12 protein-coding genes are annotated in these 17,053 nt (G+C 65.7%); 3 read left to right on the top strand and 9 right to left on the bottom strand.

Annotated features, from left to right (window positions below):
• The first annotated feature begins 15 nt into the window (after nucleotides 1-15).
• Nucleotides 16-1,035, top strand: a complete 1,020-nt coding sequence (locus AQZ49_RS10590; protein WP_197411002.1) for a DUF475 domain-containing protein — start codon at nucleotides 16-18, stop codon at nucleotides 1,033-1,035.
• On the opposite strand, the gene AQZ49_RS10585 is transcribed toward AQZ49_RS10590, so the two are convergent.
• The 5 genes from AQZ49_RS10585 to AQZ49_RS10565 form a co-directional block, all read right to left on the bottom strand.
• The gene (locus tag AQZ49_RS10585) at nucleotides 1,030-2,091 is read right to left on the bottom strand and encodes a CaiB/BaiF CoA transferase family protein (protein WP_067615291.1); all 1,062 of its coding nucleotides are present in this window, start codon (nucleotides 2,089-2,091) and stop codon (nucleotides 1,030-1,032) included. The genes AQZ49_RS10590 and AQZ49_RS10585 overlap by 6 nt on opposite strands.
• A gap of 42 nt (nucleotides 2,092-2,133) precedes the next feature.
• Nucleotides 2,134-3,807, bottom strand: coding sequence for a tetratricopeptide repeat protein (locus AQZ49_RS10580; RefSeq protein WP_231739181.1), 1,674 nt, complete (start codon nucleotides 3,805-3,807; stop codon nucleotides 2,134-2,136).
• 6 nt (nucleotides 3,808-3,813) lie between these two features.
• Nucleotides 3,814-5,178, bottom strand: coding sequence for a PEP-CTERM-box response regulator transcription factor (gene prsR / locus AQZ49_RS10575; protein ID WP_067615289.1), 1,365 nt, complete (start codon nucleotides 5,176-5,178; stop codon nucleotides 3,814-3,816).
• On the bottom strand, nucleotides 5,175-7,274 hold the full coding sequence (gene prsK, locus AQZ49_RS10570; protein ID WP_231739180.1) for an XrtA/PEP-CTERM system histidine kinase PrsK: 2,100 nt from the start codon (nucleotides 7,272-7,274) through the stop codon (nucleotides 5,175-5,177). The genes prsR and prsK overlap by 4 nt, the downstream gene beginning before the upstream one ends.
• A 62-nt stretch (nucleotides 7,275-7,336) precedes the next feature.
• The gene (locus AQZ49_RS10565; RefSeq protein WP_067615287.1) at nucleotides 7,337-8,722 is read right to left on the bottom strand and encodes a TIGR03013 family XrtA/PEP-CTERM system glycosyltransferase; all 1,386 of its coding nucleotides are present in this window, start codon (nucleotides 8,720-8,722) and stop codon (nucleotides 7,337-7,339) included.
• 367 nt (nucleotides 8,723-9,089) lie between these two features.
• On the opposite strand from AQZ49_RS10565, the gene AQZ49_RS10560 reads away from it, so the two are divergent.
• Nucleotides 9,090-11,441, top strand: coding sequence for a patatin-like protein (locus AQZ49_RS10560; protein ID WP_067615285.1), 2,352 nt, complete (start codon nucleotides 9,090-9,092; stop codon nucleotides 11,439-11,441).
• Here AQZ49_RS10560 and dnaJ read toward each other — a convergent pair.
• Nucleotides 11,410-12,546 carry a molecular chaperone DnaJ gene (gene dnaJ, locus AQZ49_RS10555; protein ID WP_067615283.1) on the bottom strand — a complete coding sequence of 379 codons (1,137 nt, stop codon included), beginning with the start codon at nucleotides 12,544-12,546 and terminating at the stop codon, nucleotides 11,410-11,412. The genes AQZ49_RS10560 and dnaJ overlap by 32 nt on opposite strands.
• A 78-nt stretch (nucleotides 12,547-12,624) precedes the next feature.
• The gene (gene dnaK, locus AQZ49_RS10550) at nucleotides 12,625-14,532 is read right to left on the bottom strand and encodes a molecular chaperone DnaK (RefSeq protein ID WP_067615281.1); all 1,908 of its coding nucleotides are present in this window, start codon (nucleotides 14,530-14,532) and stop codon (nucleotides 12,625-12,627) included.
• 189 nt (nucleotides 14,533-14,721) lie between these two features.
• On the opposite strand from dnaK, the gene AQZ49_RS10545 reads away from it, so the two are divergent.
• Entirely contained in the window at nucleotides 14,722-15,252 is a 531-nt protein-coding gene (locus AQZ49_RS10545) for a copper chaperone PCu(A)C (RefSeq protein WP_067615279.1), read from the top strand.
• 143 nt (nucleotides 15,253-15,395) lie between these two features.
• On the opposite strand, the gene AQZ49_RS10540 is transcribed toward AQZ49_RS10545, so the two are convergent.
• Both AQZ49_RS10540 and hrcA read right to left on the bottom strand, forming a co-directional pair.
• Nucleotides 15,396-15,962 (bottom strand): nucleotide exchange factor GrpE, encoded by a 567-nt coding sequence (locus AQZ49_RS10540; protein ID WP_067615277.1) that lies wholly within the window; start codon nucleotides 15,960-15,962, stop codon nucleotides 15,396-15,398.
• A complete protein-coding gene (gene hrcA / locus AQZ49_RS10535; RefSeq protein WP_067615275.1) occupies nucleotides 15,959-17,023 on the bottom strand; it encodes a heat-inducible transcriptional repressor HrcA in 1,065 nt (354 codons plus the stop codon). Before hrcA ends, AQZ49_RS10540 begins: the two co-directional genes overlap by 4 nt.
• Nucleotides 17,024-17,053: the final 30 nt, after the last annotated feature.

Genomic DNA, 17,053 nt, shown 5'->3' with positions numbered 1-17,053 from the left:
TGGGGAGGATAAGTGATGCACCGTTTTGCGGGATCGCTGCTGTTTACCGCCGTCGCGCTGGCGCTGGCCGCGCTCTATGGCTGGTTCGACACCGGATCGCTGGTGGCCACCGCCGGGGTGATCTGGGTCGTGCTGGTGCTGGCGGTGCTCGAAGTGTCGCTGTCGTTCGACAATGCGGTGGTCAATGCCGCCGCGCTGGGCCAGATGGACGCGGTCTGGCAACGCCGGTTCCTGACCTGGGGCATGGCGATCGCGGTGTTCGGCATGCGGGTGGTGTTTCCGCTGGCGATCGTGGCGCTGGCGGCAGGCGTCGGCCCGATCGATGCGACCGTGCTGGCACTGACCGAACCGGCGCGTTACGAAATGCTGGTCAGCGGCGCGCATGGCGCGATTGCCGGGTTTGGCGGGGCGTTCCTGCTGCTGGTCGGGCTCGACTATTTCCTCGATCCCGACAAGACGGTGCACTGGATCGGCTGGGTCGAACGGCGACTGGCCGCGCTGGCGCTGGTGCGCACGGGCGGGATCGCGCTGGTGCTGGTGCTGCTGCTGGCGATCGCGCGGCAATTGCCGGGGCCCGCCGCGCTGGTGTTTGTCGAGGCAGGCCTGGCCGGGATCATCGCGCATATCGCCGTCGAGGCGATCGGCACCGTGCTCGAAGCGCGCGAGGCGGCGCGGCGCGTGGCGGGCACGCTGGTACGTTCGGGCCTTGGCGGGTTCCTCTATCTCAACGTGCTTGATGCCTCGTTCAGCTTTGACGGGGTGATCGGCGCGTTTGCGCTGTCGAACAACATGGTGATCATCGCGCTGGGGCTGTCGATCGGCGCCATGTTCGTGCGGTCGATCACGCTGGCGCTGGTGCGCGAAGGCACGCTGGCGCAATACCGCTATCTCGAACACGGCGCGTTCTGGGCGATCGTCGCGCTGGGCGTGATCATGCTGGTTTCGGCACGGCATGCCGTGCCGGAAACCGTTACCGGCCTGATCGGCGCGGTGCTGATCGGCCTGTCGCTATGGGCGTCGCGGCAGCGGTCATGACCGGCCCGCCAGGCTGGGCGCAGGCGCGGGCGTGCCCGAAAAGCGCGGCGCCGGGGCTGGCATGACCATGCCGCCATCCTCGACAAACGTGCCGCGCGCGGCGTTGTGCGGATGGTGCGGCGCCTCGCCCAGGCTCAGCACCGGGGCAAAGCAGGCATCCGTGCCATCGAGCAGCGCGCACCATTCGTCGCGCGTGCGGGTGGCGAACAATGCGGCGACTTTGGCCTTCAACGGCCCCCACGCGGCAGGGTCCATCTGCCGCGCGAACGCCAGATCGTCTTTCAGCCCGGTGCGTTCGAGCAACAAAGCATAGAACTGCGGCTCGATCGACCCGAGCGAAATCCATTTGCCGTCGGCGGTTTCATAGGTGTCATAGAAATGCGTGCCGCCATCGAGCAGGTTAACCCCGCGCTGGTCGCGCCACTGGCCATTGCCGAAAAAGCTCCAGGTCATCGCCGACAGGATCGCCGCACCATCGACCATCGCGCAATCGACCACCTGGCCCTTGCCGGTCTGCTGTGCCGAAAACACCGCCGCCAGCACGCCAAACGCCATCAACATGCCGCCCCCGCCGAAATCGCCCACGGCATTCACCGGAAAGCTCGGCTTGCCGCCCGCCGGACCATATGTGTGCAGCGCGCCCGACAGCGCAATATAGTTGATGTCATGCCCGGCCAGCGGCGCCATCGGCCCCTCCTGCCCCCAGCCGGTCATGCGGCCGAACACCAGCCGGGGATTGTCGGCCAGCAACACCTCGGGCCCCAGCCCCAGCCGTTCCATCACGCCGGGGCGAAACCCCTCGATCAGCACGTCGGCGCTGCGGGCCAGTTCGCGGATCTGCGCGATCGCGTCCGGATCCTTCAGATCGAGCGCCAGCCGTTCACGATTGCGGTTGAGAATGTCGCGGTTGCCCGCATCGCCAAACCGGCCTGCCCCGCCCGGGCGTTCGATGCGGATCACCCGCGCGCCATGGTCGGCCAGCATCATACAGGCGAACGGACCCGGCCCGATTCCGGCGAATTCGAGTACTGTCAGTCCATCCAGCGCGCCGGGCATCGGCCATCCCCCATCGTTTAATCGATCGATTGAATTGCCGACCTAGCCCGTCTTGCCCCCCGCTGTCGAGGGGGCTTGCACCAGCGGCATCTGCACCCCGCGCGCCAGGATCGCCTTGCGCAACGCCAGCAGATCGTGCGCGCGCGCCGGGTTGCCCGCCCAGCCCGCCGCCAGCAGCGTCATCGCGGTCACGCTTTCGGGATTTTGCGCCAGATAGCGCGATGTCATCGCATCCGCATCGGCCCCGCGCCGCGCCGCGCGCAAGGCCGCATCCATCCGCACCAGCACCGCCACGTTGAAGCGGATTGCCGCGGCATTGGTATAATCGATCAGCGCGCCGCGCGCTTCACCCCGGATCATCCGCACATCGCCTGCCAGCAAGTTGGCGTCGGTGTTCCCGGCATTGTCTTCGCGCAACCGATCGGCCACCGATTGTGCCACATCGGCCTGGTGCGCCGCGATCAACGCGCGGATATAGGGCACCGCATTGCCCGCCGCGCGCGGATTGTCGGCATAGTGCTGGGCCAGCACCGCAAGTGTGGCGTTGGCGGGCAGCGCCGCAGCCGGGGCGGCCCCGGTCATCGCGGCGGCGCGCGCGATCAGTGCGCGGCCCCGTTCGCGGTCGGCATGCGCCTGCGCATCGCCACCGCGCGCCGCCAGCCGCGTCCACGCCGTGCCCACCAGCGCGACCAGATCGGGCCCGGCGCGTCCGGCGGTGACATCGCCATCGAAGCGATCGACCAGCCTGCGCCAATCGGCCTTGGCGGCCAGCGCGCGCGCCAGCACATGGCGTGCCAGCAGATTGTCGGGCTGACGATCGACCAGCCGTTCTAGCGCTTCGACCGCCAGGTCGACATTGCCCGCGCGATATTCGAGCACCCCGGTCAACAGCATCGCCGCAGGCATGTCGCGAAAGGCGGTTCCGGTGCGTTGCAGGATCGACCGGGCAAGCTCGGTCTGCCCGGCGCGCGCCGCCACCACCGCCTCGATCAGCCGCGCGCGCTGGTTCTTCGGTTCGACATCATAGAGCTTGCGCGCGACAATCAGCGCGGCGCGATATTCGCCCATATCGACCAATGTCGAGGCATAGGCATCGAGCAGCGCGGGTTCATCGGGGTGGAGCAACAGCGCCTGTTCAAACCACGGCAGCGCGGCGGACAGCCCATATTGTTCGCGGATCAGCATCCCGCGCAGCGCCAGCGCGCGCGGATTGCGCGGGTCGAGCGCCACTGCCCGGTCGGCCGCCGCCTCGGACGCCGCCTGTTCGCCGCCGGTAAACCGCATCGAGGCAATCGCCACCCACAAGTCGGCATCGTGCGGGGCAACATTCAGCGCCTGGTCGAACGCCGCCGCCGCGCCGCGCAGATCGCCATCGGCCAGTGCGATCAGCCCGCGCACGCGCCAGCCCAGCCCGGCGCTGTCGGGGGTCAGCGCCCCGGCATCGAGCACACGCCGAGCCGCATTGCGATCGCCTTCGCCCAGCAGCGCCTGCGCCAGCCAGGCGCGCAAGGCATCATCGGCATGGGTCTGCGCGATCGCCTTGCGAATGCCCACTTCGGCAGACACCGGATCGCCCCGCGCGATTGCCGCATCCGCCGCATGGCGCGCGGCCGCGATGGCGCTGTCGCCGCCGCTGGCCATGGTCGCACCCGACACCGCCAGCGCGATCACCGCGCTGCGCAGCAGGGCCGCGCGACAAGGCCGCCAGCGGATCATGACTGCTTAGTGCTGCAAGTCATATTGCTTGAGCAGATCATACAGCGTGGGCCGGCTGATCCCGAGCAAGCGTGCGGTGTTGGTGATATTGCCCTCGCTGCGCGCCAAGGCATGGCGGATCATCCGCCGGTCGGTCACTTCGCGCGCGGTCTTGAGATTGAGCGTCTGGTCTTCTGCGGAACCGGGTTCGGCCAGATCGAGATCGGCAGCGGTGATCAGTTTGGCATCGGCCATGATCACCGCGCGCTTCACCCGGTTTTCCAGTTCGCGCACATTGCCCGGCCAGCCCCAGCCATCGATCGCGGCCAGCGCATCGGGGGCAAACCCGCGCACCGCCGGGTTCATCGCCTTGGCAAAGCGCGCCAGGAACGCACGCGCCAGCAGCACCGCATCGCCCGCGCGTTCGGACAAACCCGGAATGCGCACGACGATTTCGGCCAGGCGATAATAGAGATCTTCGCGGAACCGCCCGTCGGCGATCATCGCCTCAAGGTTCTGGTGCGTTGCGCAGACAATCCGCGTGTCGACCTCGATCGAGCGGCGCCCGCCGATCCGTTCGATCGTGCGTTCCTGCAGGAACCGCAACAGCTTGACCTGCAATTGCAGCGGGATGTCGCCCACTTCGTCGAGGAACAGTGTCCCCCCGCTGGCCTGTTCGATCTTGCCCTCGGTGGTCTTGACCGCACCGGTGAAGGCGCCCTTTTCATGGCCGAACAGTTCGCTTTCCAACAGGTTTTCGGGGATCGCCGCGCAGTTGATCGCCACAAAGCTGCCTTGCGCGCGGTTCGATGCCTCGTGCAGGCCACGCGCCAGCAATTCCTTGCCGGTACCGCTGGCTCCCAGCAGCATCACCGAAACATTGGTGTTGGCCACGCGCTCGATGGTGCGCGCCACCTTCACCATTTCGGGCGCTGCGGTGATCAGGCGGCCCAGCACGCGATGGTCTTCGGGTGCGCGCGTTGCCAGCAGGCGGTTTTCCACTTCCAGCTTCCACACGTGCAGCGCGCGCCGCACGATCAGGCCGATGGCATCGATATCGACCGGCTTGGCATAGAAATCATAGGCGCCGCGCTGGATCGCGCGCAGCGCGGATTCGCGCGCGCCATGGCCAGATGCGACGATCACTTTGGTATCGGGCTTGATCGCCATGATCTCGTCGAGCAGCGCAAACCCCTCGGTCACGCCATCAGGATCGGGTGGCAGGCCCAGATCGAGCGTGACCACCGGCGGCTCTTCGGCACGCAGCAGCGTGATCGCGCTCTGGCGGTCGCCGGCGATCAGCACATCGAAATCTTCATAGGCCCATTTGAGCTGGGCCTGCAGGCCGGGATCGTCTTCCACGATCAGAAGTTTTGGGCGGATCGATGTCATGACACGGCTGCTTTCGTCGCGGGCGCGGGAATGGCGGGAGTGGCGGAATGGGCCCCGGCGCCGTCGGGCGCGCGCGGCAGGCGGATGGCAAAACGGCTGCCAAGTCCTTCACGGCTTTCAACCTCGAGCCGCCCGTGCATGGCGTTGACCAGTTCGCGCGCTTCGAATGCGCCAATGCCGAACCCGCCGGGCTTGGTCGATACGAACGGCGTGAACAGCCGGTTGCGCACGAAATCGGCGCTCATCCCGCTGCCGCTGTCGACCACTTCGATCACGCCATGGCCAGCGTCAGTGCGGGTGTGCAGGAACACGCCGAGCTTGCCCTCGGTGGCATCGAGCGCGTTCTGCACCAGATGGCTGATCACCTGATCGAGCGTGTCGCGCGCGGCCAGCACCAGGCACGGTTGCACATCGGTGGCGAACACTTGCACGGTGCCAAGCGCAGTGTTGCAACGCGCCGCCACCGCCTGGGCCACCGCAGACGCATCGACCGGCTCGATTGCCGACACCGTGCCCGCGCCATAGCGCGACAGGCGGGCGATCAGCGCGTTCAGCTTGTCGGCCGCGTTGCGCAAGGTGACCAGCATATCGCTGCGGAATGCGGGATTGTCGGCATGGCGTTCGGCATTGCGCGCCAGCAGCGCCAACTGGCTGGCCAGGTTCTTGATATCGTGCATCACAAAGGCGATGCGGCGGTTGAATTCGTCGAACCGGCTGGCTTCGAGCAGCGCGGCATGTGCACCCTGTTCGGCCAGAAAGCTGGCGAGCTGTTGCCCGACCACGCGCAACAGATCAAAATCTTCCCAATCGAGTTCGCGCGGCAAGGCCGGGCGCCCCAGCACGACGAGGCCGACCAGCCGTTCGAAATGGAGCAGCGGCACCAGCACCCAGATTGCCTCTTCATCCACCATCCAGGCGGGTATCAGCGAGGCTTCGCCGGCGTGGTCGGTGCCGGCACGCACCTGATCGAGATCGACGATGAAGCCGCTGCGTTCCAGAAAGGCGACGGCGCGCGCATCGATCGCGACCGCCGGAACGTCGAGCGTCGGCCACTGCCAACGTGCCGCCAGCACCAGCGCGCCGCCTTCACCCGGCACCAGCAGCACCCCGCGCGCGCTGTCGGTAATATCGGCAACCGCCTGCACCACGCGCGCGTGGAGCGGCTGGGCATTGGCATCGGCGCGCCCGATGGTGCGCGCAAACCGCAGCCATTCGGCGCGATAGTCATAGCGGTGCTGAAAGAAATGTTTGGCCAGCACGACATTGAGCCAACGCCGCAACCGCGCCGAAGGCACCAGCGCGATAATCATCACCGTGGTGACAAAGGCAAACCCCAGTTGCACCAGTTCGCTGGTGTTGCCCCCGGCCCAGGCCACCGACTGCGCCGCGCCGACCATCACGATCAGATAGATGCCGATGATCAGCAGCACCAGCGACTGGAACGCCACCGTGCGCGACGGCGACAGCCGCAGCGATGACCCCTTGCGCGCGGCCAGCCCGATCATCACCATCGCCACCATTTGCGCCAGCGCGCGCAAAGTCACCAGTTCCGCCGGCACCCCCCGCGCGAGATAGGCAATGGTATAGTAGTTGAGATCATAGCCCCAGATCAGCGCCAGCGCGAGACAGCTCCATCGCACCGCGCCGCGCTGTCCCGCAACCGAACCGGCATAGAGATTGTGCACCAGCACCAGCGCACCGGTGGTCGACAGCAAGTGGAACAAGTCGGACATCTGCCCGATCATCACCACCGCCTCGGGAAAGCCTGCATAACGTTGGGTCAGCACCACCAGCGCGATCTGGAACAGCTCGACCAGCGCCAGCGCGGCCAGCACCGGGCGCACCGGGCGCACCGTTTCGTCGCGGCGATCGCGCGCAAACAGCGCCAGCACGACCATCAGCCAGGCCAGATTGCGCGCGACTTCACCCAATGTCGACAGCACGCTGCCCGTACCGGTGGCCGAAACCAGCAGGCACCACAGCGCGGTGACAGCCACCGCCACGGCATCGGCCGCGCCCTCGCCGGGCCGCCGCCGGTGCCGTTCGATCAGCCACACCACCAGCAACATGGCGACAAAGGCCGTCACCAGGTCCATCGACCGTCCCGCCGCGCTCCAGGTAAACTGGAATATGCCCATGGTCCCCGCCCCGGCCCCGGTCAGCGCGCGCCCTCGTTCCACAACACCACCCGCAGCGTTTGCAGCAGGATCAGAAGATCGAGGAACGGGGTGTAATTTTTGGCATAATAGAGGTCGTATTCGAGCTTGTGCCGCGAATCCTCGATCGATGCGCCATAGGGATAGTTGATCTGCGCCCACCCGGTGATGCCGGGCTTGACCATGTGCCGTTCGGCATAGAACGGCAGCTTTTCTTCCAGATCGTCGACGAATTCGGGGCGTTCGGGGCGCGGGCCGACAAAGCTCATTTCGCCCTTCAGCACGGTCCACGCCTGCGGCAGTTCATCGATGCGGCATTTGCGGATGATGCGGCCGATGCGCGTCACGCGGGGGTCCTGCTTGGCCGCCCATTGCGCGCCGCCCGCTTCGGCATCCACCCGCATCGAGCGCAGCTTGATCAGAGAAAACGACTGACCATAAAGCCCGACGCGCACCTGGCGAAAGAATGCCGGGCCCTTGCTGTCCAATTTGACCAGCAACGCGAAAACCAGGATCAGCGGCGCGGTCAGCACCAGCAGCAACAGGCTGGCGGCAATGTCGAACAGGCGCTTGATCGCGCTCGACACCATCCGCCCCGATGAAAACCCGTCGGAAAAGATCAACCAGCTCGGATTGACCGTATCGAGATCGACCCGCCCCGTTTCGCGTTCAAGAAAGGTCGAAAATTCATTGACATGCACCCCGGTCGTCTTGATCCGCAGCAAGTCCTTGAGCGGCAGCGCGTTGCGCCGTTCCTCCAGCGCCAGCACGACTTCGCTGACCCCCAGATTTTCGACATACCGGGTCAGGTTGGCGATCGCGTCGCGGTGGATCGCCTCTTCGATTTCGGCCGGCTTGGCGCTCATCCCGACATAGCCGACAATCACAAAGCCCGCCTCGGGACGCTCGCCCAGCTTGCGCAACCGGGCCGCCCGCGCGCCCGCGCCCAGCACCAGCACGCGGCGGCGAAACGCCGACGTTCCCAGCACCCCGCCCAGCAGCACCCGGATCCCAAGCAGCAGCGCGATCGCGATGAACATCGCGTAGAACAAGTTCGACCGCCACAACGTGCGCCCCGGCAACAGGAAATAGACCACCGACAGCGCGATGATGCCCAGGCTGATCGCCACCAGCAACCGCGCACCGGCATAACGCATCGATCGCAATGCGTCCGAACCATAGACGCCCACCGCGATCATCGCGGTCTGCACCAGCGCGGCAAAGATCAGCAGCGGCGCCCAGCGGTCGCTGATCGCGCCCAGCCCGATGCCGATCTGCCAGGCGCGGACCATCCAGCCCAATTCGCCCGCCGCCACCAGCAGCACGAAATCGAACAGCCCCAGCAACAGGACCGCGTTCGGAATATAGTGCTTGAACAAGCGGATCATCGAAACGGATGCCCTTGGGTTGAGCGGACGCCGACCCGCGCCCCCACCCGGAGCAAGCGCGGACCCTGAGCCGATGTCTTAGCAGCCGAACCGTAAAGCGTCGGTAAACTTGACAGTCCCTGATCGCGATCGCCGCCATAGCGTGATTGCAAAACCGGGCTTTTTCGGGTCGTCGCGGTGCGTCTTGTCGGCCCGATTTACAGTCTGATTGAAAATTCGCCGAAAGAGGTGAATTTTGAAGACGGCACCGGCCGTCTTCCTGAAATTCCGGCCCGCCGGAATTTCCATTCAAACTCTTGGAGATGTTTGCACCACAACGCACCTGTTCACGCTGGTCAGCGCGCGTGTCCGGTGCAATGACATCACCATGCGGGAGAAGGAACTGCGCGTCGCGCTGGTCTGCTATGGCGGGATCAGTCTTGCGGTCACGATGCACGGCGTGACCAAGGAGATCTGGCATGCCACCGGCGCCAGCCGCACCTGGCATGCGGGCGATCCGCATCCCGAGGGCGTGGCCGGGGTCTATTACCGCCTGTTCGACACGATCGGGCGGTCGCGCGATCTGGCGCTGCGGCTGATCCCGGATATCCTGTCGGGCACCAGCGCGGGCGGGATCAACGCGGTGTTCCTGGCGCAGGCACTGATGCGCGGGCAAAGCCTCGATGCCTTGACACGGCTGTGGCTCGACGCCGCCGACAGCGATGTGCTGATCGCACCCGAAGCCCGGCCCTGGAGCCGTCTGGCCAAGATCTGGGCCTGGCCGATGGTCTGGCTGGCGCTGCGGCTGCCAGGCAACGGGCTCGACGATGCGGGCCTGGCGCGCGACACCCGCGCCGAAGTGCGCACCAAAGTCTCGCGCCTGATCCGCGCGCGCTGGTTCCAGCCCCCGTTCAGCGGATCGGGTTTTTCCCGCCTGCTCGCCGATGCTTTTGCCGCCATGGATCTCAGCGAAGACGGCAACCCGCTGCTGCCACGCGGCCATCCGCTCGATCTGGTGGTGACCGCCACCGATCTGCAGGGGCATCGCGCCGAACTCATGCTCAACAGCCCGCCGCTGGTGCACGAAAGCGAACACCGCCAGACGATCGGCTTCAACGCCTTTGCCGCGCCCGGCGCGCACCTGGCGCCAAACATCGAACTGATCCTGGCGGCCCGTGCCACGGCCAGCTTTCCCGGCGCGTTTCCCCCGCTGGCGCTGGCCGAAATCGATGCGCTGGCGGCCGAGCGCGACTTGCCCTGGCCGGGCCGCGATGCCTTTCTCAAACGCGTGATGCCCGAACGCTGGCGCGAAGGGCGCACGCACGAGGCCGCGCTGATCGACGGCGCGGTGCTCAACAACAGGCCCTTTGCCGAGGCGATGGCGGCCTTGCGCGACCGCCCGGCGCGGCGCGAAGTCGACCGGCGGTTTGTCTATATCGAACCCCACCCCGCCGCATCGCAGACCGCACAACGGCGCAGCCCCGGCTTTTTCACCACGATCTTTGCCGCGCTGTCATCGATTCCGCGCGAACAGCCGATCCGCGACAACCTGGCGATGATCAACCAGCAATCGCGCACCCGCGAACGGCTGCGCGCACTGGTCGAGGCGATGCGCCCCGATATCGAGACCAAAGTCGCCCGCCTGTTTGGCTATACGCTGTTCTTTGAATCGCCCAGCCGCGCGCGGCTGACCGCCTGGCGCGCCAAGGCACAGCAGGCCGCCGCGCAATCCGCCGGATTTGCCTATCACGGCTATGCCCGGGTCAAGCTCGATGCGATCATCGCCGACCTTGCCACCACGATTGCCGAAGCGAACACCGATGCCGGGTCAATCGAAACGATCACCACCGCGCTGTCCGGCCATCTGGCGGGCCTGGGCCGACTGGTGACCGACAAGGGCGATGCCAGCGCGGCGGCGATCGCGTTCTTTCGCGCGCAGGACATCGGTTTTCGCATCCGTCGACTGAAACTGCTGGCGCGACGGCTGACCCAGGATTGGACCGACCAGGAGTTCAAGGCCAATGGATCGGGCCGTGAAGCCGCCCGCGCGATCGTTTATCGCGCGCAGGCGCTGTACCAGGCACGCGAAACCCTGCGCGGGCTCGGCCCGGGATTTGCCGCCTCGGCGGCGGTGGTGCAACGTGATCCCGGCGCCGTGCTGGCGGCCATCGCCACCCGCCGCGATCTGGCCAGCATCGATGTCGAAGTCGATCAGATGATGGTCGATGCGCTGACTGTGCTCGACCGCCCGCTGCGCCGCCGCTTCCTGCTCGCCTATCTGGGCTTCCCCTGGTACGATATCGCCACTTTGCCGCTGTCGCAAAGCGACGGTGCCGATGGCGGGGCGCTGGGCGAATTCGATCCGATCAAGGTCGATCGCATTTCGCCCGACGATGCCCGCTCAATCCGCAGTGGCGGCACCACCGCGTGCCTGAAGGGCATTGCCTTCTACAGCTTCGGCGCGTTTTTCAGCCGCGCCTATCGCGAAAACGATTATCTGTGGGGCCGCCTGCACGGCGCCGAACGCATGATCGACATAATCGCCTCGTCGGTGGAACCGCCCTTGCCCGACGATGTGCTGGCCATCCTCAAACGCGACGCCTTCCTGGCCATCCTCGACGAGGAAGAACCCAGCCTGACCACCGACCCCACGCTGGTGCCCGGCATCCGGCGCGAGGTGGAGGTGGCCTTCGCGACACAGTCAGACACTACTCGGTCAGATCGTTCCACGCATCCCTGATGCGGTCAAAAAAGCCCTTGGTCTGGGGGCTTTCGTCGCCGGTTTCGCTGCCCTGGAATTCGCGCAGCAGTTCGCGTTGGCGCGCACTCAGTTTGGTGGGTGTTTCAACGTGGATCTCGATCACCAGATCGCCCGCGCCGCGTCCCTGCAACACCGGCATGCCCGCGCCGCGCTTGCGCAACTGCTTGCCCGACTGGATCCCGGCGGGAATTTCGATGACATGCTTGGCGCCATCCAGGCCGGGCAGTTCGATCGTTCCGCCCAGCGCCGCGGTGGTAAAGCTGATCGGCGCGCGCGTCATCAGCGTCGTGCCGTCGCGTTCGAACACTTTGTGCGCCTTGACGTGCAGAAAGATATACAGATCACCTGGCGGCGCGCCGAACGGGCCCGCCTCACCCTTGCCTGCCAGCCGGATGCGCGTGCCGTTGTCCACGCCGGGGGGCACTTGCACTTCCAGCCGCTGCGCCGCATCGACCCGGCCTTCGCCGCGACAACTGCGGCATGGGCTTTCGATCACTTCGCCGCGCCCATGGCAGGTCGGGCAGGCGCGCTCGACCATGAAAAAGCCCTGTTGCGCGCGCACTTTGCCGTGCCCGCCGCACATGTTGCAACGCCGGGCCGAGGTGCCGGGTGTGGCACCAGAACCGCCGCAGGGTTCGCATTTCTGCGACACTTCGACCGAGATTTCGGTGGTCTTGCCATGGAACGCGTCTTCGAGCGTGATTTCCATGTCATAGCGCAAGTCTGCACCACGCCGGGCCTGTTGCCGCCCGCCGCCGCCGAACGCACCGCCAAAGATGGTTTCGAAAATATCGCCCAGATCGCCAAATTCGGCGCCGCCGCCAAATCCGCCGCCACCCGCGCCCGGGCCGCCCTGCTGAAACGCGGCATGGCCATAACGGTCGTAGGCGGCGCGTTTTTGCGGATCGGACAGCACCGCATAGGCGGCGTTGATCTGCTTGAAACGGGCCTCGGCACTTTCATCGCCGGGGTTCTTGTCCGGGTGAAAGCGCATGGCAAGGCGCCGGAACGATGACTTGATGGTCTTGTCATCGGCGCTACGCTCGACTTCGAGCAGTTCGTAAAAATCAATCTCGGCCGACATCAGGCATTTTTCCGGTCAGGACTACTGGGATGCGCGAACGGGCGGTGCCGGACAATCCGGCACCGCCCGCACCTGACGTCAGGCCTTGTCGTCGACTTCCGAGAACTCGGCATCGACCACGTCTTCGCCGCCAGCGGGCTGCGCCGCGCCGGGCGAAGCGGCAGCCGCCTGTTCCTTTTCATAGATGGCCTGACCCAGCTTCATCGCCTTTTCGGTCAGGGCCTGCGCCTTGGCGTTGATATCGTCGGTGTCGCCACCTTCAATCGCCTTTTTGGTGTCGGCCAGCGCCGCCGTAATGTCGGCCTTCAGGCTGGCATCGACTTTGTCGCCGTGTTCTTCCAACTGACGCTCGGTGGCATGCACCAGGCTGTCGGCATTGTTGCGCGCTTCGGCCGCTTCACGCCGCTTCTTGTCTTCGGCGGCGAACTTTTCGGCATCGCGCACCATCTGGTCGATGTCGCCTTCCGACAACCCGCCCGAGGCCTGGATGCGGATCTGCTGTTCCTTGCCGGTGCCCTTGTCCTTGGCCGACACGTTGACGATGCCGTTGGCGTCGATATCGAACGCCACCTCGATCTGCGGCACGCCGCGCCGTGCGGGCGGCAGGCCGACCAGATCGAACTGGCCCAGCAGCTTGTTGTCCGTGGCCATTTCGCGTTCACCCTGGAACACGCGGATGGTCACGGCCTGCTGGTTGTCCTCGGCGGTCGAGAACACTTGCGCCTTCTTGGTCGGGATCGTGGTGTTGCGATCGATCATCCGGGTCATCACGCCGCCCAGCGTTTCAATGCCCAGCGACAGCGGGGTCACGTCGAGCAGCAGCACATCCTTGACATCGCCCTGCAGCACGCCGGCCTGGATCGCCGCGCCCATGGCGACAACTTCATCGGGGTTGACGCCGGTGTGCGGTTCCTTGCCGAAGAAATCCTTCACCACTTCGCGCACGCGCGGCATGCGGGTCATCCCGCCCACCAGCACGACTTCGTCGATGTCCTTGGCGGTTACACCGGCATCGGCCAGCGCCTTGCGGCAGGGTTCGAGCGTGCGGTCGATCAGCTTGGCTACCAGGCGTTCGAGATCCGAACGGGTAATCGTTTCCACCAGGTGCAGCGGGGTGGTCGTGCCACCTTCCATGCGCGCGGTGATGAACGGCAGGTTGACTTCGGTGGTCTGCGCCGAAGACAGCTCGATCTTGGCCTTTTCGGCGGCTTCCTTCAGGCGTTGCAGCGCCAGCTTGTCGGTCTTGAGGTCAAGCCCTTCGCGCGCCTTGAACTTGTCGGCCAGGTGTTCGACCACCACGGTATCGAAATCTTCGCCGCCCAGGAATGTGTCGCCATTGGTCGACTTCACTTCGAACACGCCGTCGCCGATTTCCAGCACCGAAATGTCGAACGTGCCGCCGCCAAGGTCATAGACCGCGATGGTCTTGCCGTCCTGCTTGTCGAGGCCATAGGCCAGCGCCGCCGCAGTCGGTTCGTTGATGATGCGCAGCACTTCGAGCCCTGCAATCTGCCCGGCGTCCTTGGTCGCCTGGCGCTGCGCGTCGTTGAAATAGGCGGGCACGGTGATCACTGCCTGGGTGACGGTTTCGCCCAGATAGCTTTCCGCGGTTTCCTTCATCTTCTGAAGGATGAATGCCGACACCTGCGACGGGCTGTAGTCCTGGCCACCGGCCTTGACCCAGGCATCGCCGTTCTTGCCCTTGACGATCCCATAGGGGACCAGGCCGGCGTCCTTCTGGGTCATCGGATCGTCAAAACGACGGCCGATCAAGCGCTTGACCGCAAAAATGGTGTTGTCGGGGTTGGTCACGGCCTGACGCTTGGCCGGCTGACCGATCAAGCGTTCGCCGTCCTTGGTAAAGGCCACGATCGACGGCGTCGTGCGCGCGCCTTCGGAATTTTCGATCACCTTGGGCGTGCCGCCATCCATAACCGCAACGCAGCTGTTGGTCGTGCCGAGGTCAATACCGATCACTTTTGCCATAATATCCCGTTTCCTTGTATACAGTGACACCGCGCCCACAGGTCTGTGGTGCTGGTCGCCCCCCTGCCGGGCGAACGACCGTCTCGCGGCTCAGACCCGGCGGATATAGGTGTGCATCGGCTTGGCACAAGGGTTGGTTGGGACTAGATCGGGCCGCAGTTCAATTTGTCTCGTAAAAGGGAGCCCCTCGTGCGCCACAAGTGCCTGATCGTTCCATTTGCGCTGATCGCGCTGGCCGGGTGTTCGTCAAAGCCGGACACCGCGCCGCTGCCAACGCCCGACACAGAATCGAGCGCGCCGACCGATGCCGCCAGCGTGGCATCGGCTGCGGCAAAGCTGTCGCTGGCGGACGCCACCGTGCAACTGCCCGCCGTGCCGGGGCGTCCTGCCGTGGCCTATTTCGTGCTGACCGTCGGCCCCGATGCCAGCGGCAGCCTGGTCGGCGTGAATGTCGGCCATTTCGCCCGCGCCGAATTTCACCAGAGCAAGATGGCAGGCGGCGTGATGACCATGGACCCGGTCGACCAGTTGCCGCTGACCCCGGGCAAGCCGATCGTGTTTGCCCCAGGTAACTATCACGTCATGCTGTTCGATGGCGACGGCGCGCTGAAACCCGGCGACCACACCGCCGTGACGCTGACGCTCGACAATGGCGACAAAGTGATCGGATCGGCCAAAGTCACCGCCACCGGCGGCGACATGGGCGGCATGAAGATGTGACCCAAAAAATCCTCCCCAGAATGGGGAGGGGGACCAGCGAAGCTGATGGAGGGGCGCGGCCCCACAAAGCGCTGTGCCTGGGGCGACGCCCCTCCACCACCGTTCCGGTGGTCCCCCTCCCCGTTGCCGGGGAGGAAAAGCGATCAGTCGGGCTTTTTCGCCACGGCGACCATGGCCGCGCGCAACAGGCGGTCCTTGATCATGTATCCGGACTGCAATTCCTGCACCACGGTGCCCGGTTCGACATCGGCCGAGGGCACTTCGATCATCGCCTGATGCTGGTGCGGGTCAAGCGGCAGGCCCTTGGCGGCGATGCGAGTGATGCCATGGCTGGCAAACACCTTTTCGATCTCGCGCCCGGTGGCGTCGAGCCCGGTCACCAGATTGCGGAACTTGTCATCGGCGCGCAATTCGGCCGGGATCGCTTCCAGCGCGCGGGCGATGTTGTCGGCCACCGACAGGATATCGCGCGCAAACGCGGTTGCGGCATAAGTACGCGCGTCGGCAATGTCCTTTTCCAGGCGACGACGCACGTTCTGCGTCTCGGCCTTGGCATAGAGGATGTCCTGCTTGGCTGTGTCGAGTTCATCGACCAGCCGCGCCAGATCAGCGTCGAGGGTCTTGCCGGTATCATCGATCATGTCTGCGGGCACGCCTTCCAGTTCTGCGGCAGCTTCGGGGTCGTGCGAGCGGCGCTCGTTGTCGGTCATTTTCGTGAAAATCCGTCTTGTCCGATAAGTTTGCTCAACGATTGAGCGGTGAAATCAACCATGGGGACGACTCGCGCATAATTCAACCGTGTCGGCCCGATCACGCCGACAACGCCGACCACGCGGCCCTCTCCATCGCGCCAGGGCGTGGCGATCACGCTCGACCCCGATAACGACATCAGCCGGTTCTCGCTGCCGATGAAAATGCGCGTCGCCTGCGCCTCACGCGCGGCATCAAGCACATGCGCGATCGATTCGACACTTTCAAGCTCGTCGAGCAATTGCCGCACACGTTCGATATCGTGCACCGCCGCATCGTCGAGCAGATTGGCCTGCCCGCGTACCACCAGCACCGGGCGCTGCGCGGCATCGCGGCTCCACACCGCCAGCCCCCGCCGCACCAGATCGGCGCTCGCCGCATCGAGCGCGCTGCGCCCACCGGCAATGTCATCGGCAATCGCCTGCGCCGCCTCGGCCAGCGTGCGCCCGGTCAGCCGCGCGGTCAGATAGTTGCCCGCCGCCTCCAGCGTGCCGGGCACGATCGGTTCGTCCAGATCGAGCACACGGTTTTCGATCGCCCCGTCTTCGCCCACCAGCACCACCAGCGCGCGCTGCGCCGACAGCGGCACGAACGAGATTTGCGACAGCCGCAATTCGCGCCGCGGCACCATCACCACCCCCGCCCCCGCCGACATTTCCGACAAGGCCACGCTCGCCGCCGCCAGCGCGGCCTCGATCGTCCCGCCAGACGCCAGCCCGCGCTCGATCTGCGCGCGTTCGGCCTGCGAAGGTTCGGCCACTTGCATGATGCCATCGACAAACAGCCGCAGCCCCACTTCGGTGGGCAGCCGCCCCGCGCTGGTATGCGGCGCGGCCAACAGCCCGGCATCCTGCAATTCCTGCAGGACCGCGCGGATCGAGGCAGGCGACAACTGGATGCCGCCCGGCCCCGCCAACGTCTTTGACCCCACCGGCTGGCCACTGGCGATATAGCCTTCAACCACCAGGCGAAAAATGTCGCGCGCGCGGATCGACAGATCGGTGAGTGTGGGTCCAGTCATCACCGTTCCATTCTTAGTGCCTGTTGCGCG

The organism is Novosphingobium sp. FSW06-99, from assembly GCF_001519065.1.
GTDB lineage: Bacteria > Pseudomonadota > Alphaproteobacteria > Sphingomonadales > Sphingomonadaceae > Novosphingobium.
This window is presented reverse-complemented; position numbering and strand designations above follow the sequence as displayed.